The sequence below is a fragment of the Cytobacillus sp. FSL M8-0252 genome (assembly GCF_038007345.1).
GTDB classification, from domain to species: domain Bacteria; phylum Bacillota; class Bacilli; order Bacillales; family Cytobacillaceae; genus Cytobacillus; species Cytobacillus kochii.
Map to the genome: position 1 here is coordinate 533,424 of NZ_JBBOWZ010000001.1, position 22,752 is coordinate 556,175.

29 protein-coding genes, 2 tRNA genes and 1 rRNA gene are annotated in these 22,752 nt (G+C 35.1%); 26 read left to right on the forward strand and 6 right to left on the reverse strand.

Annotation, left to right across the window (positions count from 1 at the left end; translation table 11 throughout):
- Positions 1-50 precede the first annotated feature (50 nt).
- The 8 genes from rrf (at position 51) to tsaD (ending at position 3,930) form a co-directional block, all read left to right on the forward strand.
- Positions 51-167, forward strand: a 5S ribosomal RNA gene (gene rrf / locus MKX83_RS02815).
- Positions 168-193: 26 nt separating this feature from the next.
- Positions 194-267, forward strand: a tRNA-Met gene (locus MKX83_RS02820).
- 3 nt (positions 268-270) lie between these two features.
- Positions 271-347 (forward strand) — tRNA-Asp (locus tag MKX83_RS02825).
- 470 nt (positions 348-817) lie between these two features.
- A complete protein-coding gene (locus MKX83_RS02830) occupies positions 818-1,135 on the forward strand; it encodes a hypothetical protein (protein WP_341053908.1) in 318 nt (105 codons plus the stop codon).
- 167 nt (positions 1,136-1,302) lie between these two features.
- Positions 1,303-1,758 carry a tRNA (adenosine(37)-N6)-threonylcarbamoyltransferase complex ATPase subunit type 1 TsaE gene (gene tsaE, locus MKX83_RS02835; RefSeq protein WP_322910582.1) on the forward strand — a complete coding sequence of 152 codons (456 nt, stop codon included), beginning with the start codon at positions 1,303-1,305 and terminating at the stop codon, positions 1,756-1,758.
- Positions 1,755-2,462, forward strand: a complete 708-nt coding sequence (gene tsaB, locus MKX83_RS02840) for a tRNA (adenosine(37)-N6)-threonylcarbamoyltransferase complex dimerization subunit type 1 TsaB (protein ID WP_341053911.1) — start codon at positions 1,755-1,757, stop codon at positions 2,460-2,462. Before tsaE ends, tsaB begins: the two co-directional genes overlap by 4 nt.
- Entirely contained in the window at positions 2,459-2,911 is a 453-nt protein-coding gene (gene rimI, locus MKX83_RS02845; RefSeq protein ID WP_095370811.1) for a ribosomal protein S18-alanine N-acetyltransferase, read from the forward strand. Before tsaB ends, rimI begins: the two co-directional genes overlap by 4 nt.
- The gene (tsaD, locus tag MKX83_RS02850; protein WP_095370810.1) at positions 2,908-3,930 is read left to right on the forward strand and encodes a tRNA (adenosine(37)-N6)-threonylcarbamoyltransferase complex transferase subunit TsaD; all 1,023 of its coding nucleotides are present in this window, start codon (positions 2,908-2,910) and stop codon (positions 3,928-3,930) included. Before rimI ends, tsaD begins: the two co-directional genes overlap by 4 nt.
- Before the next feature lie 284 nt (positions 3,931-4,214).
- Here the strand turns inward: tsaD and MKX83_RS02855 are convergent, their stop codons facing one another.
- Positions 4,215-6,140, reverse strand: a complete 1,926-nt coding sequence (locus MKX83_RS02855; protein ID WP_341053914.1) for an ABC-F family ATP-binding cassette domain-containing protein — start codon at positions 6,138-6,140, stop codon at positions 4,215-4,217.
- A gap of 143 nt (positions 6,141-6,283) precedes the next feature.
- Between MKX83_RS02855 and moaC the strand changes: the two genes are divergently transcribed.
- Both moaC and MKX83_RS02865 read left to right on the forward strand, forming a co-directional pair.
- Positions 6,284-6,766 (forward strand): cyclic pyranopterin monophosphate synthase MoaC, encoded by a 483-nt coding sequence (gene moaC / locus MKX83_RS02860; RefSeq protein ID WP_095370808.1) that lies wholly within the window; start codon positions 6,284-6,286, stop codon positions 6,764-6,766.
- Between the two features lie 23 nt (positions 6,767-6,789).
- Complete coding sequence (locus MKX83_RS02865; RefSeq protein ID WP_095370807.1) at positions 6,790-7,428, forward strand: redox-sensing transcriptional repressor Rex; 639 nt, start codon at positions 6,790-6,792, stop codon at positions 7,426-7,428.
- Between the two features lie 29 nt (positions 7,429-7,457).
- Here MKX83_RS02865 and MKX83_RS02870 read toward each other — a convergent pair whose 3' ends face one another.
- Both MKX83_RS02870 and MKX83_RS02875 read right to left on the reverse strand, forming a co-directional pair.
- Positions 7,458-7,661 (reverse strand): DUF4305 domain-containing protein, encoded by a 204-nt coding sequence (locus tag MKX83_RS02870; RefSeq protein ID WP_095370806.1) that lies wholly within the window; start codon positions 7,659-7,661, stop codon positions 7,458-7,460.
- A 6-nt stretch (positions 7,662-7,667) separates the two neighbouring features.
- Positions 7,668-8,396, reverse strand: coding sequence for a CPBP family intramembrane glutamic endopeptidase (locus tag MKX83_RS02875; protein WP_341053916.1), 729 nt, complete (start codon positions 8,394-8,396; stop codon positions 7,668-7,670).
- Between the two features lie 267 nt (positions 8,397-8,663).
- Here MKX83_RS02875 and groES point away from each other — a divergent pair, with 267 nt between their 5' ends.
- From groES to MKX83_RS02890, 3 genes are all read left to right on the forward strand, one after another.
- Positions 8,664-8,948 (forward strand): co-chaperone GroES, encoded by a 285-nt coding sequence (gene groES / locus MKX83_RS02880; RefSeq protein ID WP_095370804.1) that lies wholly within the window; start codon positions 8,664-8,666, stop codon positions 8,946-8,948.
- 60 nt (positions 8,949-9,008) lie between these two features.
- The gene (gene groL, locus MKX83_RS02885; RefSeq protein ID WP_095370803.1) at positions 9,009-10,637 is read left to right on the forward strand and encodes a chaperonin GroEL; all 1,629 of its coding nucleotides are present in this window, start codon (positions 9,009-9,011) and stop codon (positions 10,635-10,637) included.
- A 211-nt stretch (positions 10,638-10,848) separates the two neighbouring features.
- Positions 10,849-11,778: an Abi family protein gene (locus MKX83_RS02890; protein ID WP_341053920.1), complete on the forward strand. Its 930-nt coding sequence runs from the start codon at positions 10,849-10,851 to the stop codon at positions 11,776-11,778.
- Between the two features lie 110 nt (positions 11,779-11,888).
- Here the strand turns inward: MKX83_RS02890 and MKX83_RS02895 are convergent, their stop codons facing one another.
- The gene (locus tag MKX83_RS02895) at positions 11,889-13,073 is read right to left on the reverse strand and encodes a site-specific integrase (protein WP_341053922.1); all 1,185 of its coding nucleotides are present in this window, start codon (positions 13,071-13,073) and stop codon (positions 11,889-11,891) included.
- 15 nt (positions 13,074-13,088) lie between these two features.
- Positions 13,089-13,574, reverse strand: a complete 486-nt coding sequence (locus MKX83_RS02900) for a helix-turn-helix domain-containing protein (protein ID WP_341053924.1) — start codon at positions 13,572-13,574, stop codon at positions 13,089-13,091.
- Between the two features lie 154 nt (positions 13,575-13,728).
- Here MKX83_RS02900 and MKX83_RS02905 point away from each other — a divergent pair, with 154 nt between their 5' ends.
- From MKX83_RS02905 to MKX83_RS02965, 13 genes are all read left to right on the forward strand, one after another.
- A complete protein-coding gene (locus MKX83_RS02905; RefSeq protein WP_341053926.1) occupies positions 13,729-13,962 on the forward strand; it encodes a helix-turn-helix domain-containing protein in 234 nt (77 codons plus the stop codon).
- Between the two features lie 17 nt (positions 13,963-13,979).
- Positions 13,980-14,294, forward strand: a complete 315-nt coding sequence (locus MKX83_RS02910; protein ID WP_341053928.1) for an excisionase family DNA-binding protein — start codon at positions 13,980-13,982, stop codon at positions 14,292-14,294.
- Positions 14,291-14,512 carry a hypothetical protein gene (locus tag MKX83_RS02915; RefSeq protein ID WP_341053929.1) on the forward strand — a complete coding sequence of 74 codons (222 nt, stop codon included), beginning with the start codon at positions 14,291-14,293 and terminating at the stop codon, positions 14,510-14,512. The genes MKX83_RS02910 and MKX83_RS02915 overlap by 4 nt, the downstream gene beginning before the upstream one ends.
- A gap of 17 nt (positions 14,513-14,529) precedes the next feature.
- On the forward strand, positions 14,530-14,715 hold the full coding sequence (locus MKX83_RS02920; protein WP_341053931.1) for a hypothetical protein: 186 nt from the start codon (positions 14,530-14,532) through the stop codon (positions 14,713-14,715).
- A 25-nt stretch (positions 14,716-14,740) separates the two neighbouring features.
- Positions 14,741-15,046, forward strand: a complete 306-nt coding sequence (locus MKX83_RS02925) for a hypothetical protein (protein ID WP_341053935.1) — start codon at positions 14,741-14,743, stop codon at positions 15,044-15,046.
- A 198-nt stretch (positions 15,047-15,244) separates the two neighbouring features.
- Positions 15,245-17,443 carry a DNA primase family protein gene (locus MKX83_RS02930; protein ID WP_341053940.1) on the forward strand — a complete coding sequence of 733 codons (2,199 nt, stop codon included), beginning with the start codon at positions 15,245-15,247 and terminating at the stop codon, positions 17,441-17,443.
- 301 nt (positions 17,444-17,744) lie between these two features.
- Positions 17,745-17,945 carry a hypothetical protein gene (locus MKX83_RS02935; protein WP_341053943.1) on the forward strand — a complete coding sequence of 67 codons (201 nt, stop codon included), beginning with the start codon at positions 17,745-17,747 and terminating at the stop codon, positions 17,943-17,945.
- Positions 17,946-18,048: 103 nt separating this feature from the next.
- A complete protein-coding gene (locus MKX83_RS02940; protein ID WP_341053946.1) occupies positions 18,049-18,297 on the forward strand; it encodes a hypothetical protein in 249 nt (82 codons plus the stop codon).
- Between the two features lie 170 nt (positions 18,298-18,467).
- On the forward strand, positions 18,468-18,599 hold the full coding sequence (locus MKX83_RS02945; RefSeq protein ID WP_341053948.1) for a hypothetical protein: 132 nt from the start codon (positions 18,468-18,470) through the stop codon (positions 18,597-18,599).
- 65 nt (positions 18,600-18,664) lie between these two features.
- A complete protein-coding gene (locus MKX83_RS02950; protein WP_341053950.1) occupies positions 18,665-19,291 on the forward strand; it encodes a hypothetical protein in 627 nt (208 codons plus the stop codon).
- A gap of 5 nt (positions 19,292-19,296) precedes the next feature.
- Entirely contained in the window at positions 19,297-19,797 is a 501-nt protein-coding gene (locus tag MKX83_RS02955; protein WP_341053952.1) for an HK97 family phage prohead protease, read from the forward strand.
- A 288-nt stretch (positions 19,798-20,085) separates the two neighbouring features.
- Complete coding sequence (locus MKX83_RS02960; RefSeq protein WP_341053954.1) at positions 20,086-20,787, forward strand: DUF5986 family protein; 702 nt, start codon at positions 20,086-20,088, stop codon at positions 20,785-20,787.
- A 35-nt stretch (positions 20,788-20,822) separates the two neighbouring features.
- Positions 20,823-21,998 carry a helix-turn-helix domain-containing protein gene (locus tag MKX83_RS02965; RefSeq protein ID WP_341053956.1) on the forward strand — a complete coding sequence of 392 codons (1,176 nt, stop codon included), beginning with the start codon at positions 20,823-20,825 and terminating at the stop codon, positions 21,996-21,998.
- A 285-nt stretch (positions 21,999-22,283) separates the two neighbouring features.
- On the opposite strand, the gene MKX83_RS02970 is transcribed toward MKX83_RS02965, so the two are convergent.
- Positions 22,284-22,745 carry an Imm30 family immunity protein gene (locus tag MKX83_RS02970; protein WP_341053958.1) on the reverse strand — a complete coding sequence of 154 codons (462 nt, stop codon included), beginning with the start codon at positions 22,743-22,745 and terminating at the stop codon, positions 22,284-22,286.
- Positions 22,746-22,752: the final 7 nt, after the last annotated feature.

The following is a 22,752-nucleotide window of genomic DNA, read 5'->3' on the forward strand; positions in this document are numbered from 1 at the left end:
TCTTCAACATTACCTAGTTTTGAGGGAACGATTCCCTTACAATTTCATAGTCCGGTGGCGATAGCGAGAAGGTCACACCCGTTCCCATACCGAACACGGAAGTTAAGCTTCTCAGCGCCGATGGTAGTTAGGGGCTGTCCCCTTGTGAGAGTAGGACGTTGCCGGGCATATGATTTTTATAAAATAATATTATCGCGGGGTGGAGCAGTTCGGTAGCTCGTCGGGCTCATAACCCGAAGGTCGCAGGTTCAAATCCTGCCCCCGCAATCTGGTCCGGTAGTTCAGTTGGTTAGAATGCCTGCCTGTCACGCAGGAGGTCGCGGGTTCGAGTCCCGTCCGGACCGCCAGTTTAATTTTATATGTGAAACGTATCGAAACAGGGAACTTGTTTCGTTTTTTTTTGTGTAGAAAACTTAGGTTCTATAGGTTCAAGTAGAATTGTTTTGTGCCTCGTAAAAAAGTACATCATGACTAATTTGTAAGTCCTTGATAGAGATATAACGCATTATTATTTACAAAAATCCTTACGTTTAATCTATCCCAATAGCTGTAATGATCAGTTTATCCTTCATATTGTATATTACTAGAGAAACTATCACTTTAGCTCGCCATTAGGCGGGTTTTCTTTTTGTCAAAAAACAAATGCAAATTAGGATGCGTAAACCAAAAATATGTTAAGTAACTTCTAAAAATAGCTATTTTTAGTTGCCTCTACGGAAATAACCGTTAAATAGTAGATACAGGCAAAAGATAGTGTTGAAAAGTTTTAGGCGGGAACGTAAGATATGCGAAAAAGAAAAAGAAAAAGAGCCGGGAATTGCGCGCAAAAGGAAGATACGCGCAAAAGAAAAAGAAAGAGAGCAAGGAATTGCGCGTAAAAGGAAGATACGCGCAAAAGAAAAAGAAAAAGAGCCCGGAATTGCGCGCAAAAGGAAGATACGCGCAAAAGAAAGAGAAAAAGAGCCGGGAATTGCGTGTAACAGGAAGATACGCGCAAGAGAAAGAGAAAAAGAGCCGGGAATTGCGCGTAAAAGGAAGATACGCGCAAGAGAAAGAGAAAAAGAGCCCGGAATTGCGCGCAAAAGGAAGATACGCGCAAAAGAAAGAGAAAAAGAGCCGGGAATTGCGTGCATAAGGAAGATACACGCAAGACAAAGAGAAAAAGAGCAAGGAATGCGCGCAAAAGGTTACTGTCCCGACAAATCAAAGTGTTCTTTGATGTCTATGAAAAAATCATGTAAACTACATGTATATGTGTCATTATTATTGTAAATAAATGAAAGACCAAATGTAGGTGATAAAATGGATCAATTCCAGTGGAATACAAAAAATACGGAAGAAACAATGGCATTTGCAAAGAGGTTAGGAGAAAAAGCAGCTGCAGGTGATGTCATTTTATTAGAAGGTGATTTAGGGGCAGGTAAAACAACATTTACGAAAGGGCTTGCGTTAGGCCTTGGTATTGAACGAAATGTGAATAGCCCTACATTCACTATTATAAAGGAATATAATGGTCGTCTACCTTTGTACCATATGGATGTTTACCGGGTGGAGGATGGCGATGAAGATCTTGGGTTTGATGAGTATTTTCATGGGCAAGGTGTGACCGTCGTGGAATGGGCTCATCTAATAGAAGACCAACTGCCAGAAGAAAGGTTAAAAATTGTAATCCATTATACCGGAAATGAAGAACGAAGAATAGCGCTCCATCCAAAAGGAAAACGCTATGTGAAGCTGTGTGAGGAGTTAGTAAAATGAAAATATTAGCTATAGACACGTCAAATTATACACTAGGGATCGCTCTAGTAGATGACGACAAAATTATAGGGGAATATATCACGAATATCAAAAAGAATCACTCAGTTCGTGTAATGCCCGCGATAGAAATGCTTTTAAAGGATTGCGATACGTTGCCACAAGATATAGAAAAGATTGTTGTCGCAGAAGGACCCGGTTCATATACGGGGGTAAGAATTGGTGTAACCATAGCTAAAACATTAGCTTGGACGTTGAATATACCTCTTTCAGGCGTATCGAGTCTAGCTGTTTTGGCAGCAAGTGCAGGTAGTTATTTTAACGGTGTCATTTCACCGTTATTTGATGCGAGAAGAGGTCAGATTTATACTGGTTTATATCAATTTCAAGAGAGTCGGTTATTAGATCTAGCATCGGATCATCTAACGTTGACCGTTAATTGGACGCAACGTTTATTAAATAGAGAAGAACCGGTTTTATTTGTCGGTAATGATTTATCCATACACAAGGAACAAATTAAAGCAGACTTAGGGGATCGGGCATATTTTGCACGTGTAACCGAACAAAATCCTCGTCCTTCTGAATTGGCCATTTTAGGTAGAGATAAGGAAGCTGTTGATATCCATAATTTTGTCCCTAATTATATCCGTCTTGCTGAGGCAGAGGCAAAATGGATTGAAGCTTCGAAAGGGAGCAAGCTCCAATGACCAGTAAATTAACGTTTCGGTTAATGAACGAAGATGATATTGATGAAGTATTAAAAGTAGAACAGGCATCTTTTTCTTCACCTTGGAGTAGAGAGGCCTTTTATAATGAAATGACATTAAACCAATTCTCGGTCTACGTTGTATTAGAAGACGGAGAAGAATTGATAGGATACGGTGGGGCATGGGTGGTTACCGACGAGGCCCATGTAACAAATGTAGCGATACTACCCAGATATAGAGGGAAGAAACTTGGCGAGGCGTTAATGGTCCAGCTGATGGATGTTGTAAAAGAAATGGGTGCCCTTAAAATGACCCTAGAAGTAAGGGTGAGTAACATGATAGCAAGACGGTTGTATAGCAAGCTAGGTTTTCAAGAAGGCGGAATTAGAAAAAATTATTATTCGGATAATCATGAAGATGCTTTAGTAATGTGGGTGAATATAAAATGAAAAAAGATCAATATATATTAGGGATAGAAACAAGCTGTGATGAAACAGCAGTAGCCATCATTAAAAATGGTAGAGAGATCATCGCTAATGTTGTCGCTTCTCAAATTGAAAGTCATAAAAGGTTTGGCGGGGTTGTACCAGAAATCGCTTCAAGGCATCATGTAGAACAAATGACCATTGTGTTAGAAGAAGCGTTAAATAAAGCGAGTATGACGATGAACGATATCGATGCAGTTGCTGTGACAGAAGGTCCAGGGTTAGTGGGTGCCTTACTTGTCGGTGTAAATGCAGCGAAGGCGATTGCCTTTGCTCATCAAAAGCCACTTATTGGGGTGCACCATATAGCAGGGCATATTTATGCCAATCGCTTAATTAAAGAAATGACTTTCCCGGCGCTTGCATTAGTCGTTTCCGGGGGCCATACAGAGCTCGTTTATATGAAAGCACATGGTGATTTTGAAGTTATTGGCGAAACACGTGATGATGCTGCTGGAGAAGCATATGATAAAGTAGCGCGAGTTCTAAATATGCCATATCCAGGTGGGCCACATATTGATCGCCTTGCCCATGAAGGAGAAGCGACAATTAAGCTTCCTCGTGCGTGGCTAGAAGAAGGCTCCTTTGATTTTAGTTTCAGTGGATTGAAGTCTGCCGTTATCAACACAGTGCATAATGCTGAACAACGTGGAGAGACCATCTTACCAGAGGATTTAGCAGCGAGCTTTCAAGAAAGCGTCATTGAGGTATTAGTGACCAAGACCTTAAAAGCAGTAGAGGCATATGATGTGAAACAATTACTATTAGCAGGTGGCGTTGCAGCAAATAAAGGACTTCGTGAAGCATTAACAGAGACCTTTAAGAATAAGGAAGAGATAGACTTAGTCATTCCACCATTACATTTATGCACAGATAATGCAGCGATGATTGCTGCAGTGGGGGCAATTATGTTCGAAAAAGGGATGTTCTCAGATATGAGTATGAATGCAAACCCGGGGTTAGATATACAGTTTCAACAATAATAATGAAGACTAGTGAATCATGATCATCTATTCACTAGTCTTTTATTTTAGTGATGACAGAAAGTTATTCACAATATCAAGTATAGTCTTGGTGGCATATCATATTGTGGATAATATTAAAATTTTCAGAGTTTTTGTTGATAAGTATCATAAAAATTGTGGATAATGTGGAAAAGTGTTGTTTCACCTATTGTTAATCCGTTTGTGCTGTGAATAAAAATGTGGACAATTTACTTGTAGAAAGAAAAGCTGGGGATAATTAAATTATCCCCAGCTACGTTTAATTACATTAAATCTCCCAATTCGCTCCATTCTTCAAGTAACTGCTCGAGTTGTGCTTTTATAGCCTCATTTTTAGTTGTAATCTCGAGGACTTTCTCGTGGTCCTGGAAGATTTCAGGGTCACAGAGTTGTTCATCGTAAGTTTCAATTTGCGCTTCTAACTCTTCGATTAACTGTTCAATTTCTGTCAGCCTTCTTTTTCGTTGTCTTTCTAGTTTCTTCGCTTCTTTATCTTGTTGATAACTTTGCTTTTCTGGTTTAGTGATACTTTCTTGTGGCAGGTCTGCTGATTCAAAAAGCTCTATTTCTTCAATTTCCGCTTTTTTATCCACATAGTAATCATAATCCCCTAAAAATTCCGTTGCTCCACTTGTTGATAACTCAATCACCTTTGTTGCGATCCTATTAATAAAATAGCGGTCATGAGAGACAAAGAGGAGCGTACCTGGAAACTCAATTAGTGCATTTTCAAGAATTTCTTTACTATCAAGGTCTAAATGGTTGGTCGGCTCATCTAGTATGAGGACATTTGCTCTTTGCAACATCAACTTAGCTAGTGCTAATCGTGCTTTTTCTCCACCACTCAATGTAGAGACAATTTTCAGGACATCATCTCCAGAGAAGAGGAAGTTACCTAACACGGTACGGACATCTTTTTCAGGCATGAGGGGGTAATCATCCCAGAGCTCGTTTAATACGGTTTTATTTGAACTCAAATCAGCTTGCTGTTGGTCGTAATAGCCAATGCGGATATTTGAGCCATATTGAAACGTGCCACCTAAAGCAGGTAGCTTGTCTACAAGGGTCTTCAATAAAGTCGACTTTCCTATACCATTGGGACCTACTAAAGCAATGGAATCGCCTCGAGACATGCGAAATGAAATGTGATCACTGATCTTTTCTTCTTGATAGCCAATTGCTAAAGAGTCAGCGGTTAGCACATCATTGCCTGATTGACGATCAATTTGAAAGCCGAATGTCGCTGATTTCTCATCCCCTTGGGGACGATCCATTCGCTCCATCTTCTCAAGCTGCTTGCGCCGGCTTTGTGCACGCTTTGTTGTCGAAGCACGGGCAAGGTTGCGTTGAACAAAGTCTTCTAGTTTCGCAATTTCTTCTTGTTGTTTTTCATACATTTTCAAGTCACGTTCATAATTCGCTGCTTTTTGGTCAAGATATTTGCTGTAGTTACCAACGTATTTTTTAATATGGTTACGTGATAGTTCATATACCTGGTTGACGACTTTATCTAAGAAATAGCGGTCATGTGAGACAATTAAAATAGCACCATCATAACCACTAAGATACTGCTCTAGCCATGACAATGTTTCAATATCTAAATGGTTGGTCGGCTCATCTAAAATCAGTAAATCAGGTTTGGTTAACAATAATTTCGCAAGTGCAAGTCGCGTCCTTTGCCCCCCGCTTAATGCAGAAATTTTTGTATCATAGCTAAACGATTGAAAATTAAGGCCATGTAGTACAGAACGAATGTCTGCCTCGTATTGATAGCCACCTTGTTCTTTAAAGTTGACTTGCATTTGATCATAGGTTTTTAAAATTTTATCGTAAGCTTCACTGTTTTCGATGAGTGTTGCATCGCCCATCTGTGTTTCTAGTAAGCGCAGTTCCTTCTCTTGTTTGCGCAAATAATCAAACACGGTAAGCATTTCGTCCCAAATAGATAGTTCAGATTCTAGTCCTGTATTTTGTGCAAGATAACCGATTTTGGTTTCTTTCGATTGAATAATTTCACCGGAATCATAGGACATATGTCCAGCAATAATTTTTAAAAGAGTTGATTTTCCCGCACCATTACGTCCAACTAATGCAATGCGGTCTCTCGTTTGTACTTCAAGCTTTATATTCATTAATATAGGATCAGCCACAAAACTTTTCGAAAGCTGATTAACCTGTAATAATATCATTATATTTCACCTCTGTTATAGTGATAGTGTACCTTAATCAGGTGAGGTTCGGCAATAAAGTCACTATTTGGATAGAATATATAAAAAACTACATTACACAGATGAATCAAAATAGTGTATCATTTTCATGTGAGGTGTTATGAATGGCTGAATTTACACATTTTAATGAAGAAGGCAGAGCGAAGATGGTGGATGTGAGTGAAAAACCACAAACTGCCCGTACAGCAATTGCTCATAGTAGTATTGAGCTAAATCAAGAAATCTATCAGAAGATTACTGATGGCACGATGAAAAAGGGAGATGTGCTGGCTGTTGCTCAAGTGGCAGGTATTATGGCTGCGAAAAAGACATCTGATATCATCCCGATGTGTCATCCACTCGCCTTAACCGGAATTGATATATCTTTCAATTGGGAAGAGGTAGAGGATCAGTATGTATTACATATTGATTGTACAGTGAAAACAAATGGGCATACCGGAGTAGAAATGGAAGCGTTGACAGCTGCTACAGCTACCGCTTTAACGGTATATGATATGTGCAAAGCAGTAGATAAAGGCATGGTAATAGGACCAACATATTTAGTAGAGAAAACCGGTGGTAAAAACGGTGATTTTAGAAGGGCTTAAGTAAATGGAATGGAGTGGAGCCTATGTCCAATGAATCAACGAAAATCCCTCAAGCAACGGCTAAGCGATTGCCTTTGTATTATCGTTTTTTGAAAAATTTACACGCATCAGGAAAGCAGCGAGTTTCTTCAGCAGAATTAAGTGAAGCGGTGAAAGTAGATTCTGCAACAATTCGACGAGATTTCTCCTATTTCGGTGCTTTAGGGAAAAAAGGTTACGGATATAACGTAAATTACTTATTAGGATTTTTCCGTAAGACACTCGATCAAGATGAAGTGACAAAGGTAGCGTTAATTGGTGTAGGGAATCTAGGTACAGCGTTTTTAAATTATAATTTTTTAAAAAATAATAATACAAAGATTGAAGTGGCATTTGATGTTTCAGAAAGTAGGGTTGGCACGTCTGTAGGAGAGGTACCTGTCCGTCATTTAGATGACCTAGAAAAGTTGATTGATGAGCACCATATTCAAGTTGTCATTTTGACTGTACCGTCTCATGCGGCACAACCAATTACGGATCGAATCGTTAAAAGTCATGTAAAGGGAATCTTGAACTTTACGCCAGCGCGGTTAACGGTTCCTTCCCATATTCGCATCCATCATATTGATTTGGCGGTCGAATTGCAATCATTAGTATACTTCTTAAAACACTATCCATCATAAAAAAGGAGCTGACCCGCATGGAGTCAGCTCTATTTTTTATCCTCTTTCTTTTTCATACGATAATGCATAGCGATTAATTTAATCCCGCCACCAATATCAAAAGTGGCAAAAATCAAAATGAAGATCGTTAAAAATCCCCAACCTCCACCGTTTTGAAGGTTAATAATTGCAAAATAAATAAATACAAATCCAAAAAGAAGGGAGATAATCCCTGTGAACAAAGGTGTTCTCATCTAACATCATCCTAATCTGCTAAAAATCATTTGTACCGTTTCTAATTCTGTCATATATTTTTCTAGCTTATCCATATTCAATTGAATCACAACGACAAAGGTATTCATTGCTACATGAGCAATGATCGGTACGAGAATACGATTGGTTTTTACATATAAAAACGCGAACGTAAAGCCCATCGCTGCATAAAGAAGTAAGTGCTCAATTTCCCCATGCGCGAGAGAGAAAATTAATGAACTAATTAGTGCTGATAAAAAGAAGTTCAATCGTTTATGCAAGGAACCAAAAATGATTTTCCTGAAAATGATCTCTTCTAATATCGGACCAATAATAGAAACGACGAGAATCACAATAGCAGACGTTTCAATTAAAGACATAATTTGCTGTGTATTGTCTGACCCCATCTCAATGCCGAGCATTGATTCAATATTCGCTGCAACGGTTTGAGCAATAAATGCTAGCGGAATACCTGCAATCGCCCACCCGATAGAAGTAGATAATGGTGCTTGATTCCTCATTGGCATCTCTTTGCTTTCTTTCCGTAAAAACCACAAAGTTAAGAGAAGGGTAATTGTAAAACTAATGACAATCCAGAGTGGCGGTGCAATTTTTGCAACCTCATCAAAGCTGTATCCTAACATATTACCTAGAAAAAGAATGGCAGGAACGCCAACGATGGCTGATAATTGCATGGCTATATAAATCATAATGATAAACCAATACTCTTTTTTCAATGGCTAGTCTCCTATTCATAAAGAAGTTACACTAATATTTATTTTACCTGTTAAACACTATTAGTTTCAAATAGTACATCCTTATGAAGTGCATAAAACAAATAGAAGTTGTATAGAATGGAGAGGTTCGCATTTTTTTTTTGCAAAATTGCAAGGTTCTTACTTGCAAAAAAGAGTAGTTTTGATTAATATAATAATTGTGTTAGCACTCAAGACTAACGAGTGCTAATAAAATAATTTTTGAATGAATTGAGGAGGTTGTTTCACTTGTTGAAGCCACTAGGTGATCGAATTATTATCGAGCTTGTTGAAACGGAAGAAAAAACTGCAAGCGGTATCGTACTACCAGATAGCGCGAAAGAAAAGCCTCAAGAAGGTAAAGTCGTAGCAGTTGGTACTGGACGTGTACTAGAAAATGGTGAACGTGTAGCATTAGAAGTTGCAGAAGGCGACCTTATTATCTTCTCAAAATATGCAGGAACAGAAGTGAAATACGAAGGTACAGAATACTTAATTTTACGTGAAAATGACATTCTTGCTGTGATCGGTTAATAAAAAAACAGCTATATACTTATTATAAAGATTTTTAACTATTAGAGGAGGTACTTAATAATGGCTAAAGATATTAAATTTAGTGAAGACGCTCGCCGCGCGATGCTTCGTGGTGTGGATACACTTGCAGATGCAGTAAAAGTAACTCTTGGACCTAAAGGACGTAACGTGGTTCTTGAGAAGAAATTCGGTTCTCCATTAATTACAAATGATGGTGTAACAATTGCTAAAGAAATCGAACTAGAAGATGCATTTGAAAACATGGGTGCGAAACTAGTTGCTGAAGTAGCAAGTAAAACAAACGACGTAGCTGGTGACGGTACAACAACTGCAACGGTTCTAGCGCAAGCAATGATCCGCGAAGGTTTGAAAAACGTAACAGCTGGTGCAAACCCAATGGGTATCCGTAAAGGGATCGAAAAAGCGGTTGCTACAGCAGTTGAAGAGCTACAAGCGATCTCTAAACCAATCGAAGGCAAAGAGTCTATTGCGCAAGTAGCATCCATCTCTGCTGCTGACGAAGAAGTTGGACAATTAATCGCTGAAGCTATGGAGCGTGTAGGTAACGACGGTGTTATTACAATCGAAGAATCTAAAGGATTCACAACAGAAATGGATATCGTTGAAGGTATGCAATTCGACCGTGGATACAGCTCAGCTTACATGGTAACAGATACAGATAAAATGGAAGCAGTATTAGATGATCCTTACATCTTAATCACTGACAAAAAAATCGCAAGCATTCAAGAAGTATTACCAGTACTTGAGCAAGTAGTACAACAAGGTAAACCATTACTTCTTATCGCTGAAGATGTAGAAGGCGAAGCATTATCTACATTAGTAGTGAACAAATTACGTGGAACATTCAATGCAGTAGCTGTTAAAGCGCCTGGATTCGGTGACCGTCGTAAAGCAATGCTTGAAGATATCGCTATCCTAACTGGCGGTGAAGTAATCACTGAAGAGCTAGGTCGTGACCTTAAATCTGCTACAATCGACTCTCTAGGACGCGCTTCTAAAGTCGTTGTAACAAAAGAAAACACAACAATCGTTGAAGGTGCTGGTGCAAGCGACCAAATCGCAGGCCGCGTAAACCAAATCCGTAAACAAATGGACGAAACAACTTCTGAATTCGACCGTGAAAAATTACAAGAACGCCTTGCTAAACTAGCTGGTGGCGTAGCAGTCGTAAAAGTTGGAGCGGCTACAGAAACAGAACTTAAAGAACGTAAACTACGCATTGAAGATGCCCTAAACTCTACACGCGCAGCTGTAGAAGAAGGTATGGTATCTGGTGGTGGTGTTGCCCTTCTTAACGTATACAACAAAGTTGCTGCATTAGAAGAAGAAGGCGATGTTCAAACAGGTATCAACATCGTTCTACGTGCAATGGAAGAGCCAGTACGCACAATCGCTCACAACGCAGGTTTAGAAGGATCTATCATCGTAGATCGCCTAAAACGCGAAGAAGTAGGCACTGGCTTCAACGCTGCAACAGGCGAATGGGTAAACATGATCGACGCTGGTATCGTTGACCCTGCCAAAGTAACACGTTCAGCTCTACAAAACGCTGGTTCAGTTGCTGCCATGTTCCTAACAACAGAAGCAGTCGTAGCTGACAAACCAGAAGAAAACGCACCTGCAATGCCTGATATGGGCGGTATGGGTGGAATGGGCGGCATGATGTAATTTGATCTATAAAACCTTTATATATTAAGGTTTTTAGCTTAGATAATTATATCAGACCACCGATAAAACCACCGATATTAATTAGTGGGATTTTAGAGAGGTCTTTCATTAAGTTAATAAACTTAGTGGAAGCCTTTTTTTACATTTTTGAATAAAACAAACTGTGATAAAATAGTAATGGTGCTGTAGAAGGGGGAATAATGGGAAACCAATGAACACGTCTCTAAAGAGGAAATTAAATTTTAATGAAATGATTGAACATTTGGACGGAAAAAATGTGAAGTTTGATTTGATTTCTAAGGAGAATGCTAAAAAAATACTGCAAACCTCCAATTATTTTTATAAAATCACTGCATACAGAAAAAATTTTGAAAAAAATAATCGTGGTCAGTATATTAAATTGGATTTTAAACTCCTTCAAGATTTAGCAACTATTGATATGCGACTCAGATATCTAGTGTTGCACATGAGTTTAGATATTGAACATTCAATTAAAACTAAGCTTCTTACTGATATAACAAACGATCCTACTGAAGATGGTTATAGTATAGTCACTGACTTTTTAGCTTATGATGGCAGCTCTATCGATGATTATATGCATGCGTTAAAAAAAGAAAGTCATTATAACTATGGTCTTTATGTTAAGCATCATTCAAAACCTCCTATTTGGGTTTTGTTTGAGGTAATGACGTTTGGAAACTTTGTAAAATTCGTGGAGTATTATTATAAAAGGAAAAATCGACCTTCACCATATAAAGAAATTCAACAAGTATTAAAATATGTGAAGAATATAAGAAATACAGCAGCGCATAACAGTCCAATATTAATGGACATAGCTTGCATAAATCAGATTGAAAGGAATAAAATAGTAAAACCTATCACTGAATTTACAAAGACAATACCTGGGTTATCTTCTTCATCGAGGAAAAAACGGTTATCTAATCGCAAAATTCATGACTTAACAACTTTGATTTATGTTCATTATACATATATCGAGAGTGATGGGATAAAAAAGGCTAGGTATGGCGATTTTAAACAACTGTTGGATAGAACAAAAAGAGAGATTAATGCATATGATAAACAAGATGGATTAATAGCTGTTTTTAAATACTTCTCTAAATTACTTGACTTTATTATCTAGATAATGTAACATTCAATTTAAGGAAAAAATCGGTACGCCCGGTTTGTAATGGCGGGGTCTACTTCGCCTAAGTTTATCGTGTTAGCACCTACCTATTTGGTAGGTGCTTTTCATTTTATTTTAGATGTAAGATCCTTCATCAAGCTACTAAATTTATCCGAAGCCTCTTTTTTTATGTTCTTTGTCATATGGGCGTATATGTCCATAGTTGTATTAATATCACTATGCCCTAAGCGTTCTTGTATCTCTTTAATATGGACGTTTGCTTCAATCAGTAGTGATGTGTGAGTATGTCTAAATGAATGGGGTGTAACATGTTTATTTATTTTTGTCTTTTTCAATAAACGCTGCATTCTTATTGCAATGTTTTTAATGGTTTTAGGATACCCTTCATTAGTGGCAAAGATGAAATCTTTATTGTGGTAGAAGGCTTTGTTTTCTTTCTTCACTTTATCTTGTTCTTGTTTGTGTAGCTGGAGTAATTCGATTAAAATTGGATCAATAGATATAGTTCTTATAGATCCCTCAGTTTTAGGGGTCAATAATGTATATTTTTCTTTGTTGTTTGTTGGATTGTAATAAGTTTTTATAACTCTTAAGGTGTGTTTATCGAAATCAATATCGGACCATTTTAATGACATCATTTCACCGATTCTTAAGCCTGTATATGCTAGCATTGTGAAAGAAAGTAAATCACCTTCTAAGCCTTCATTTTTAGCAGTAGTTAAAAATTCCTCTAATTCTTCTTTTTCAAGAAACTTTTCTTGTATGTTGTCTTGTTCCAGATCTGAAACAGTTTTCTTTTTCTTTGGCAATGTAATGTCCTTTGTCGGTGTTTCTTTAAGTAATTTATTTTCCCGACCATATTCAAAAACCATATTTGCAGAGGTATGAATACTTGAAACATAATTATAACTAAACTTATTAGCCAACTTATCTATTGTATCTTGATATGCCTTTTTACTTATTTTTTGTATTGCTACATTACCGAACTCATTTTTAATATGCTTTAAAGCTTTAGTTCTTGCTCTCAAACTACTTTCCTTTGCTTGGGTGATGTAATGTTTCTCCCAGTCATCACATAAAGCATTAAATGTAATTTTTGAAGGCTCTATATATTCATTATTATTGATTTGCCGTTCAACTAATGCAGCAGCAAGTTTAGCGTCTTTTTGTGTTAAAAAACCTTGTTTGTATTTTCTCTTTTCTTTTCCAGTGATTGGATCAGTACCGACATAAACCACATAACCCCATCTAATGCCATTTTTTGTTTTCTTCTTGTATATACGAGCCATTTAATCACCGCCCATCTATTCCAATAATGTTTTAATAATATTTCTTAATTTTTGTTGTGTGTCATCATCAATTAATTCACTATCTTTAAAGAAATAAAAATTACCCTCATTATCCTTATTCAAATAAATCGGAATTGAAATTTCATTTTTATACAATTCTTTAGATTGCTCTATTAGATCCACTTGTTTTTCACCTTCATTGATTTGTGTTTTATATTTATCCTCAATTTCATTTAAATAATCCCACTCAGTATTAAAACCAGCTTTTTCTAATAATATTTTGTACATTGTACCGAATGTCGTTTCAGTATCTAAACTATCTGTTAATCCCGCAGCTATTCTATGAATTACTTTTCTTGATGGTGATTTGGTACCATTTTCAAGTTGAGAAAGATATGGTTGTGAAACCCCAGTTATTCTATGGAGATCACTGATAGAAAGACCATTAACCTCTCGATACTCCCTCAAATATTTCCCAAATGTATTTTCATTATCACTCATGATCAAACCTCCCTTATTAATAACTATAATATTTGGTTTATCAATAGAAAGCAAATATTTTTTAAAAAATATTATTGCTTTCTATTGCTTTTTATTGATATATGTTTTATTATGAAATTAGCAATAGAAAGCAATAGAAAGAAGGTGTAATAAATTGATCAAATATCGCCCGAAAAAAATTAAAATATTAATCGCTATGGCTGAAAAAGGGTTCAACCAAAAATCATTAAGTGAAGCGGCTGGATTAAACCAATCTACTCTTTCCAATTTTTTAAATGGTAGGTATGGAATATCTACACGAAGTGCTAAAAAAATTGCAGATACACTTGATCGTGAATTGGGAGACTTGTTTGAGATAGAAATTAGAGAATTGGCGGTAAGAAACTAAGAAAGGGGTGAATGTAGGTGTTAAGCGTTCAAATTGATGAAAATACAGTTAATACATTACTTGAAAAAGCAATCAATAAACGAGTTGATGAACTAGCAAAACAAAAATATTTCATGTCTTACAAGGAATTAACCGAGTATCTAAATATCAGTAAGCCTATTATTGAGGATCGTTTAATTAAGAACGGTTTGAAATATTACAAGGTAGGAACTAAATACTTGTTCAAGAAAAATGAGGTTGATGAATTTCTTGACGATATGACAGCAAGTATGACAGCTACCAATAATGATATTAAGTTTTTCAATAAATTGAAGGGAGCTACTACAAGATGAAAAAGCTACCAGTAGCAAAACATTTATCAGATGAAGAATACAAGCTTTTATTAGAAACATACGCAAGGCATAATTCAGCATTTGGGCTTGAGAAACGCAAAGATTATACGTTATCCGATATTGTCAAAGTCGAAAGAAATACTTCAGAAAACTGCTTAAACGTGCATTATCGTAATGGTGATTGGTGGCATTATTTGCCTAATAGAACGTGGTATTAAAAAGGGGGGTAATTAATATGCAGGTACCAAAAGTTAATGAATTAAATTTAGATTCAATGCTTGAAAGAGCAGAAATAACAACTGGTATTTTAAGAGTTGTATATGCACTTCAAGAAATTAAAGATTACACGAAGGAAAATGCAGTACAAGAACTAATAGAAGTGTTACATGATAGAGGTTATCTAGATCATGGGCTTGTTTGAAAAATAAAAAAAGGAAGTGGGCATTATGGAAAATAAAACGGTGAGAAACCTTGTACATGATCTTGACTTTGAATTAGGGGAAATCGGTCTTAGAAGTTCGGTATTAGATGATATTCAAACTCTTATGTACCAGCTTGTAACGGATATGAATGATAAAGTCCATTTAGGACAGGAAAGGCATTATTTCCGTGAGTGGCATAGAGAATTAAGGGTATTAAGTGAATTGCTCCATTATACCGTTAATGACCTTAAAGAAGAATATGAATCGACACGCAAGGTATACGGTACCATTTTTGAAAAGGTAGTTAAACAAGGTGAACACTATGAATGAAAAATTCATAGATCGTTTTTATCTAATAGCATTCGTTGGAACATTGATATTTTTACACATTGCACTAATAAACGCATGAAAAGGTGTATAAATCTGGGGAGATCCTACACCTTTTCTAGAAGGGAAATTAATATTCCTTATCTCCCATCATTGTAACAAATTGTGATGGGAGAAACAAGAATTGGGGGAGGTGATTTATTGATTTACATTTCAAAAGGCTTTAAGACAAATAAACTAACTAAGGTAGAAACAGATGACGCCTTAGAGTGGATTGCTAACTTTACCCCAACAATGGTAAATCAGTTTGATGTAAAGGATAAAAGAGCCACAGCGAAAGCAAAAAACAACATTCATTATTTTATTAGTGGAAACATAAAGCCTAATGAAAATGGGGAATTTATCCGAAATGACAGCAATGTTATAAGTAAGGATCTTATTATATTAGATTATGACGATGTCAACATGAATCGTAATGATTTTATAAAGCACATTGAAAATAAAATAAACGGTTATTCATATATCATCTATGAAACTATTAGAAGTAGGCTAGGTAATGAACGATACAGGTTAATACTAGAAGCCGAACGATCCTATAGCAAAGAAGAAAACGAACCGTTAATAAAACAAGTTGCCAATGTTATAGGTTTGCCGTTTGATAATTCTTCAATTACATGGAGCCAGTTACAAGGGCTACCAAGTGTATTTGATAAAGAAACAGATTCATATGTTAAATTCGGTGAAGCTTATCCAGTAAAAGTAGAAATAGAACAAGTTGAGGAACAAAAAAGCGAACCAGTAAAGGTTGGAAAACGTACACCTTTAAGCGCAAGAAGTACCACATTAACTATAAGAAATTACATTGAAAGAGAAAAAGAAAATTTACAGGATTACACTAATTCTCTTTCATGCATTATGGTACTAGCGAAAAGCGTTCAAACTGGTGAAATAACTATTGAAAATGCAAGGAAATACGCAATAATGCTTGCATTAGGTAATAGTGAATGGGAAGAAAATAACCTTTCAAAATTGGAAGCGGAAATTAAAAATAAAGACATTAGAACGGATTATTCATTTAATGAAAAATTCTCTAAAACTATTAAAAGTAATGATAAAATTTCTACTTTTGATTGTGCAAAAATATTAATGAAAAAACATCATTTCGCGGTTATTGGTACAAGCGAGGACGCAAGACTTCATGTTTATATAGAGGACGAAGGTATTTATACTTCAAACATAAATTATATTTACAGGTTGATTTATCCTATAGAACCGCAATTCACTGAAAAACAGGTGAAAGATGTTTATTTCAAAATTAAAATGCAATGCGACATAAAAGAAAGTATTAATTCACCAGATCTAATACCAGTTGGAAATGGTATCTATAATGCAGCAACAAAAAAGCTAGAACCATTTTCACCAAAAAAGGTGTTTACTACAAAAATATCAACAAATTATGTAGAGAATGCACCTAAGCCAAAATGGAATTTTGATTCATGGTTGAATGAAATTGCTTGTAATGATTCAGAAGTTGTTAAGCTACTATGGGAAATTATTAATGAATCGTTAAACGGCAATTATACCAGAGGGAAATATTTCATATTAGTTGGATCTGGTAACAACGGTAAAGGTACATTCCAGCAATTACTAATAAATCTGATAGGTGAAAAAAACGTATCCACTTTAAAAATGCATGAAATAGGTGAGAAGTTTAAACCGTTCCAGATGGTAGGAAAGACATTAAATATTGGTGATGATATTGCTGGTAGTTATATTGAAAATAACTCCAACTTACAAAGTATTGCTACTGGGGATTATATAACCGTAGAGCAAAAAGGACGAGACCCATTCACAGTGCAACTTAAATTGGCAATGTTATTCAGTGCTAATGAGATTCCTAAAATAAGAAACAAGAGTAACGGAACTTATAGACGAATGGTGATACTTCCATTCAATGCGGACTTTAATGGAAAGGTTGAAGATCCATCTATTAAAGAGGTCAAGTTAAAATCAAAAGACGTTTTAGAATATGTACTTTTTAAAGCGTTACAGATGGAATTTAAAAAATTCACCATTCCAGATGTTGTTAAACAACAACTAGAAGAATACAAAGAGTTTAATAATCCAATTGTTGAATTCTATAAAAATGAATTTAAAGACGAAGAAATAGCCGAAGTGGACAAGGTGCCTACAGACTATGTTTATAAAGAATATCAATATTTTTGCCAAAATAACGGATATAAGTTTAAGTCACAAAGGCAGTTTGTTATAGAGTTTCAAGAACTATTAGGCGAAAGATACGAAAAAAGGAGAGCAAGACCAGATAGAGAGTTTCTTGATCTAGTCCATTATAAAGAGCCGTATTTAAAATCAGTTCAGTGCTTTATTTTAAATCAATAATATTGTTCCACTTGTTCCACTTTTGTTCCAGATGTTTTATAGAAGTGGAACAAGGTTTAAATCAATAAGCATAAGGCTTTGATTAGGTTTGTTCCACTTGTTCCACTTTTACTTAACTTAAATATATGAATGTAGTAGTAGTGTAGTACAAATATGACTACTACCACTATATTAAAAGCGAATGTCAAATAGAAGTGGAACATGGAACACAAATAACTCAGTCCATTGATAGAGTAGAGTCGAAGCGTGTTCCACTTTGTCAAAAAAGAAGTGGAACAAATATAAAAAAGAGGTGAAAACTATGAAGGAATATCTATCTAAAATAAAAATAAATGAATTTGATAGTGTAGTTATATTTGCAGAAGGTGAAAACGAAGTGGAAACAATTACACTAAGTTGGGTTAGTGAAAATGATATTTATCCATTTATTACAGTGTATTTTGAAGAAGGAACGGAGCGAACATATTTAGGAAGTAATATTATCTGGTACGAAAAACTGTAAAACTACTAAAGATAAATATTCAAGTATAAGTATGGTGGTGATTTAGCTGTCTGACATTGAATTACAAGAGATAAATAAATCATTAGTAGGTAAGTTGTGTCAGGTGTTTTCCTTTGGAAATGGTGTTACTACATTTGTAGAAAATGAAATTATTGCTGTGGAGATTATAGAAAACGTCAGTGAGATATTGGTTATAAAATTGAAAAATGGTAAAGCCAAAAAAAATGGACCATTAATCAGATTACACGAGCCTTTTACATGGAAAAAAGAAGAAATAAGAGGAACTATAAGTTACAAATTTTATAAAGGCAAACAATTAATTTTACTTTGTGGCTATGTTGGAGATAGATAAAGAAAAGCGAGATAGTGTTTTCTCGAGTTACTTTGGATAAGCCTCCCTATCGAAATAAAAATTTTCTCCTTTCGGGGTGATAGGTAGTAGGGGAGGTAAACGTATCGGTAGGTGATTTTTTTAAAAAATAAAGGGGGTGTAAGCAATACCTGAAAGGGGGTGAGTAAATTTTGACTATGCGATATGAAACAGCTTCAGGAGTTATCGGAGAAAGCAGAGGAAGAGAGGAAGTAATCAAATTAACAGAAAAAAGAGTAAAGCTAATTAAACAAATTGAGCTGGCATTGAGAAAAGCTAAGTAAACCAAAACATAGGGTGTTGCCTACCAGCATCCTATGTAACTATTAACCTAAAGGGAGCTATACTAATGGAACCTCAAGAAATGAAAAATCAAGCGAAATTATATGCAGAAGTATTAGAAATACAGGCAAAAAGACCTCAATTGATTAAAGAAAGTGAACAGAAAATTGCTAAGTTAAGAAAGGAAATCGAGCAATTAGAATCAGATAACGCACAAGAAATGTTGACTAAATTAACCCCCAAAAAATTCTTCTTCAAGAAATCAGAACCTATTGATATTAGTGATCTAGTTCTAAAAAAAGAGCTTGAAATCCGAAAAGAAGAAAAAGAAATTGAAGGATTACAAAATGCAAAAATAACTAATTTAGTAAACCTTGATGAAATAGTAAAGGAAGCCCAAGACATTTTGAATAAACAGAAAAACGTACTCGATAATATAAAAAATGAAATTATCGATACTCAAAATAAATATCATAGTCTATTAGATCAGTACAATAACGAAATTAAAAACTACAATACTTTTTCGAGCAAAGTTAATTCAACCATTATTTCATTCAAAAAAGAAAATTTTACCCCTAGATATGCTGGAGAACAGCCCTCAGGGGATTCAAGGCTTACTACCCTATCAATGGCCAGTGAAATCATTTCAGGGCATAGACAGCGTCCTGATAGAGTAGGGAACATTCATTATTAAGTGTTATGAATAGCTTAGTAATTAGTGGGTATGCACTTTGTTGGAATGAGAAGTCATTCATTGAAAAACAGTGGAATAGGCAATTTTATGAGCAATTCCAACGAGGTGCGTTCTCTGATTCTATAAAAACAAGAAAACAAAGACTTCTATTATTTCATAATGATATTTATGAAATTGTAAATGATAAAGAAGGTCAATTAACCTTTCTGGAGGATGAAAAAGGGTTAGCGTTTAGAATTAACTTACCAAATAACAGCAATGGTCGTTTGGTATATAACTTAGTTCAAAGCGGTACAATAAATCATGTTTCCATTGGTTTCACAAATGGTATTTATAAACCTAATCAAAGGTATCGTCATTTTCCTTTTCACTACGTAAACAGAGCTGATTTGCATGAGATTAGTTTAGTTTCTAATCCAGCCTATAAAACATCAATCGTCCATACGGGGTGCAATAATGTTAGGTTGAATTTAATGTCTAATATTGATCAGTCACTGAAAATTTAAATATATTTTTTAAAAAAATAGGTAGATGCCTCTTCCAATTTAATAATCGGATAATTTAAAGAAAACTTTGTTTAAATGAGCATTTCTCGGTTAGTTTCAACTTCTAAAACATTAGTATCTTCCATAAATGAAGCTGATTTTTTCAGAAGTTGAGCCAAAGTTTATTTAATTTAAGTTTAAATTAATAATTAATTGACAAAAATATAATTATCGAGTCTAAAAGGTTGACGTTTTTTAATAATAATGTAAAATAGTTATATAATTACATTTTGGATGGAGTTGTTGTAGTTGCCTTTTAAACTCAATATTGATGAAGAAAGGATTAAGCAAATTATTAGAAGAGTTCAATTATCTTTAAACAAAGCTAGTAATCGCCTGGAAAATGATTATGGAATCAATAATGGTCATGGGATGGCGAAATGGAGTTTTATATATTCCCATCAAATTGGCGGTCATGCAGATGAGATATTTTCGTTTATAACGAATAGAAGAGGTTGGAAAGTTACAGGGCTTGTTGATATTGAGAATAAAACTTTATTTTTTTTCCTTTCTCAAAAAAACCTTGAGGATAGACAGAATGGAAAAATACAATCTAAGGCGATGTATTATATTTCTGCACTTTCTGGTATTATTAATGAAGATTTTGAAAGCGAGCTAGATGAAAATCAGAGAAGAGCGATACAATTATCATGGGGCTTAGATTTCGATGAAGAGGAAGCACGTCAAATTTATAACGAAATGCTGAGCGCTTGTCCATGTGAAATAGAGCGGTTTTGTGTAATTAGTCTAGATATGGTTCGATATGAACTGAATTCAGTTAAGGCAAATGTTTTAAATGCAAACTTTGATGTTCTATATGATGAAGATTGGAGCAACTATATCACTGTTCCATCAAATGATGATATTGAAGAGGAAAGCAGACAACAAGAGCAACAACAACATGACATGGCAGTTCCTTTAAAAAGAAAGCAAAAAAAAGTATCTGATTAAAGTCGCACTCTTCTCATAGGAAGGGATTTTTTAAGATGATTACATCTCAATTTAATGGAGAAAGATTAAAATTAGCAAGACGTTTTAATGCAATGAGTTTAATTGATTTAGCGGAAAAGTTATCAATATCAAAACAAATGATTTCTAAGTATGAAAAAAATTTAAGTCAACCTAGTGGAGAAGTTATGCTCCAATTAGAAGCGATTCTTGGCTTCCCTAGAAGGTTCTATTTTGAAGAAGACCTTAATAATGTAAAGGTAGGTAATGCCTACTTTAGGGCACTTGCGAAGACTTTAAAGAAGGATTTAGAAGCTCAAAAATTAAGGTTAGACTTTCTTTCAATCATTTATCGTCTTATTGATGAATATATAGAATTACCCCCAAAAAATTTCCCGACATTAGACAGTGATCGTATGGGAATAGAAGAGATGGCAGAAGTAGCCAGAAATTATTGGGGTTTGGGAGAGAAGCCTATAAAAAACATGGTGGAACTTCTAGAAGTGAATGGAATTATTGTTTCAACCTCTAGGATAAATGTTCCAGAAATAGACGCTTACACTCAGACAAGGAAAATAAATGGTTCAGATGTTTATTTTGTTGTATTAGGGAATGATAAAGGAAGTAGATATAGAAGACAATTTGATGCAGCGCATGAATTAGCTCATATATTAATACATGAACCGTATCTAGATTTATCTACTTTATCTAAAGATGAGGAAAGAGAAATGGAGAACCAGGCGAACGACTTTGCTAGTGCATTTCTATTACCAAAAGAACCATTTATAAGAGATGTTAGTATGTTTCCTACTAACTTAGAGCATTATGTCTTTATGAAGAAAAAGTGGCATGTTTCAGTAGGTGTAATGGTTAGAAGGGCATATAATTTGAATGTGATTACTTATAATCAGTATTCATATATGCAAAGACAAATAAGTAAAAATGGTTGGAGAAAAAGAGAACCATTAGATGATCAATCAATACCAACAAGTCCTATTCTAATAAAGAAATCGATTTTAACCTTGTTAGAAAATAATATTTTCAATGGTAATAGCATACAAGAAGAGCTTTCTAATGAGTTCGAGTTGACTCTTGGAGAAGGTATGATTGAAGCACTTACAGGGATTGAGGAAGGTACACTTTCAAAATATAAAAAACCTAAATCTAATGTTGTATTAGAGCTGAAGTCAAGAAAGAACAAGAGAGCAGAATAGGGTATTGAGTAGAACATGGAGACTATTTCCGTGTTCTATTTTATTTAACCCCCCCCATCAAAAAAGAAAAATCCCTCGTTTTGGGAGGATAGGTAGAGTGGGGGCAAGCGTGCACCTCAAAATGGTTTTTTGAAAATTTCTTTGTAGTACTACATTTTTTTAGGAAGTGTACTAATCCATAAAATTATTGATTTAATGCTATTAATTTGAATATAAAATGTCGTATTGTTTGTAGTACCCGACAAAAAAACCTTGAAGGCACTTAGCCATTCAAGGTGGTCATAACTAAATTGCTTTTATTACTTCATCAACAGAACTGCTAAACAAGTTTGGATCTTCATTCTTTATATCGTTTAACAAATTTATTACTACTCTTTTTGTCTCTTCATCAAGTTTAGATAGCACCTTACCATATGAAATTCTAACTTGATCATGATTTAAGATTCTATAATGCAAAACTTCCATCCAATCAGCAGCTCTATCAATTACATTTGGTACAGATATAGCAATAAGGTAGAGTCCTTCTTCAATATTTTCTTTATAAAGTTGCTCTATCCCATGTACTAGGCCGAACATTACTTCATATTGTTCTGTATCATCGTCAAACACCATGCATAATTCGCTAATGATTGATGTATCTCCTAATGTTATTAGATAACTTAATGCTTCTTCAAATTCTGAGATTTCTTTTTGTGATTGCAAAAGTCTATTAGTGTAAACCTTTTTTAATTCTGATTTTACATCCATATTTTCA

Coding starts and splice junctions, on each gene's coding strand:
- MKX83_RS02965 (WP_341053956.1), top strand. CDS start 20,823: ATGATTACATCTCAATTTAATGGAGAAAGATTAAAATTAGCAAGACGT.
- groL (WP_095370803.1), top strand. CDS start 9,009: ATGGCTAAAGATATTAAATTTAGTGAAGACGCTCGCCGCGCGATGCTT.
- MKX83_RS02935 (WP_341053943.1), top strand. CDS start 17,745: ATGAAGGAATATCTATCTAAAATAAAAATAAATGAATTTGATAGTGTA.
- MKX83_RS02920 (WP_341053931.1), top strand. CDS start 14,530: ATGCAGGTACCAAAAGTTAATGAATTAAATTTAGATTCAATGCTTGAA.
- tsaD (WP_095370810.1), top strand. CDS start 2,908: ATGAAAAAAGATCAATATATATTAGGGATAGAAACAAGCTGTGATGAA.
- MKX83_RS02890 (WP_341053920.1), top strand. CDS start 10,849: ATGAACACGTCTCTAAAGAGGAAATTAAATTTTAATGAAATGATTGAA.
- MKX83_RS02915 (WP_341053929.1), top strand. CDS start 14,291: ATGAAAAAGCTACCAGTAGCAAAACATTTATCAGATGAAGAATACAAG.
- tsaB (WP_341053911.1), top strand. CDS start 1,755: ATGAAAATATTAGCTATAGACACGTCAAATTATACACTAGGGATCGCT.
- moaC (WP_095370808.1), top strand. CDS start 6,284: ATGGCTGAATTTACACATTTTAATGAAGAAGGCAGAGCGAAGATGGTG.
- MKX83_RS02955 (WP_341053952.1), top strand. CDS start 19,297: ATGAATAGCTTAGTAATTAGTGGGTATGCACTTTGTTGGAATGAGAAG.
- MKX83_RS02950 (WP_341053950.1), top strand. CDS start 18,665: ATGGAACCTCAAGAAATGAAAAATCAAGCGAAATTATATGCAGAAGTA.
- MKX83_RS02870 (WP_095370806.1), bottom strand. CDS start 7,661: ATGAGAACACCTTTGTTCACAGGGATTATCTCCCTTCTTTTTGGATTT.
- MKX83_RS02855 (WP_341053914.1), bottom strand. CDS start 6,140: ATGATATTATTACAGGTTAATCAGCTTTCGAAAAGTTTTGTGGCTGAT.
- tsaE (WP_322910582.1), top strand. CDS start 1,303: ATGGATCAATTCCAGTGGAATACAAAAAATACGGAAGAAACAATGGCA.
- MKX83_RS02925 (WP_341053935.1), top strand. CDS start 14,741: ATGGAAAATAAAACGGTGAGAAACCTTGTACATGATCTTGACTTTGAA.
- MKX83_RS02970 (WP_341053958.1), bottom strand. CDS start 22,745: ATGGATGTAAAATCAGAATTAAAAAAGGTTTACACTAATAGACTTTTG.
- MKX83_RS02895 (WP_341053922.1), bottom strand. CDS start 13,073: ATGGCTCGTATATACAAGAAGAAAACAAAAAATGGCATTAGATGGGGT.
- MKX83_RS02865 (WP_095370807.1), top strand. CDS start 6,790: ATGTCCAATGAATCAACGAAAATCCCTCAAGCAACGGCTAAGCGATTG.
- rimI (WP_095370811.1), top strand. CDS start 2,459: ATGACCAGTAAATTAACGTTTCGGTTAATGAACGAAGATGATATTGAT.
- MKX83_RS02900 (WP_341053924.1), bottom strand. CDS start 13,574: ATGAGTGATAATGAAAATACATTTGGGAAATATTTGAGGGAGTATCGA.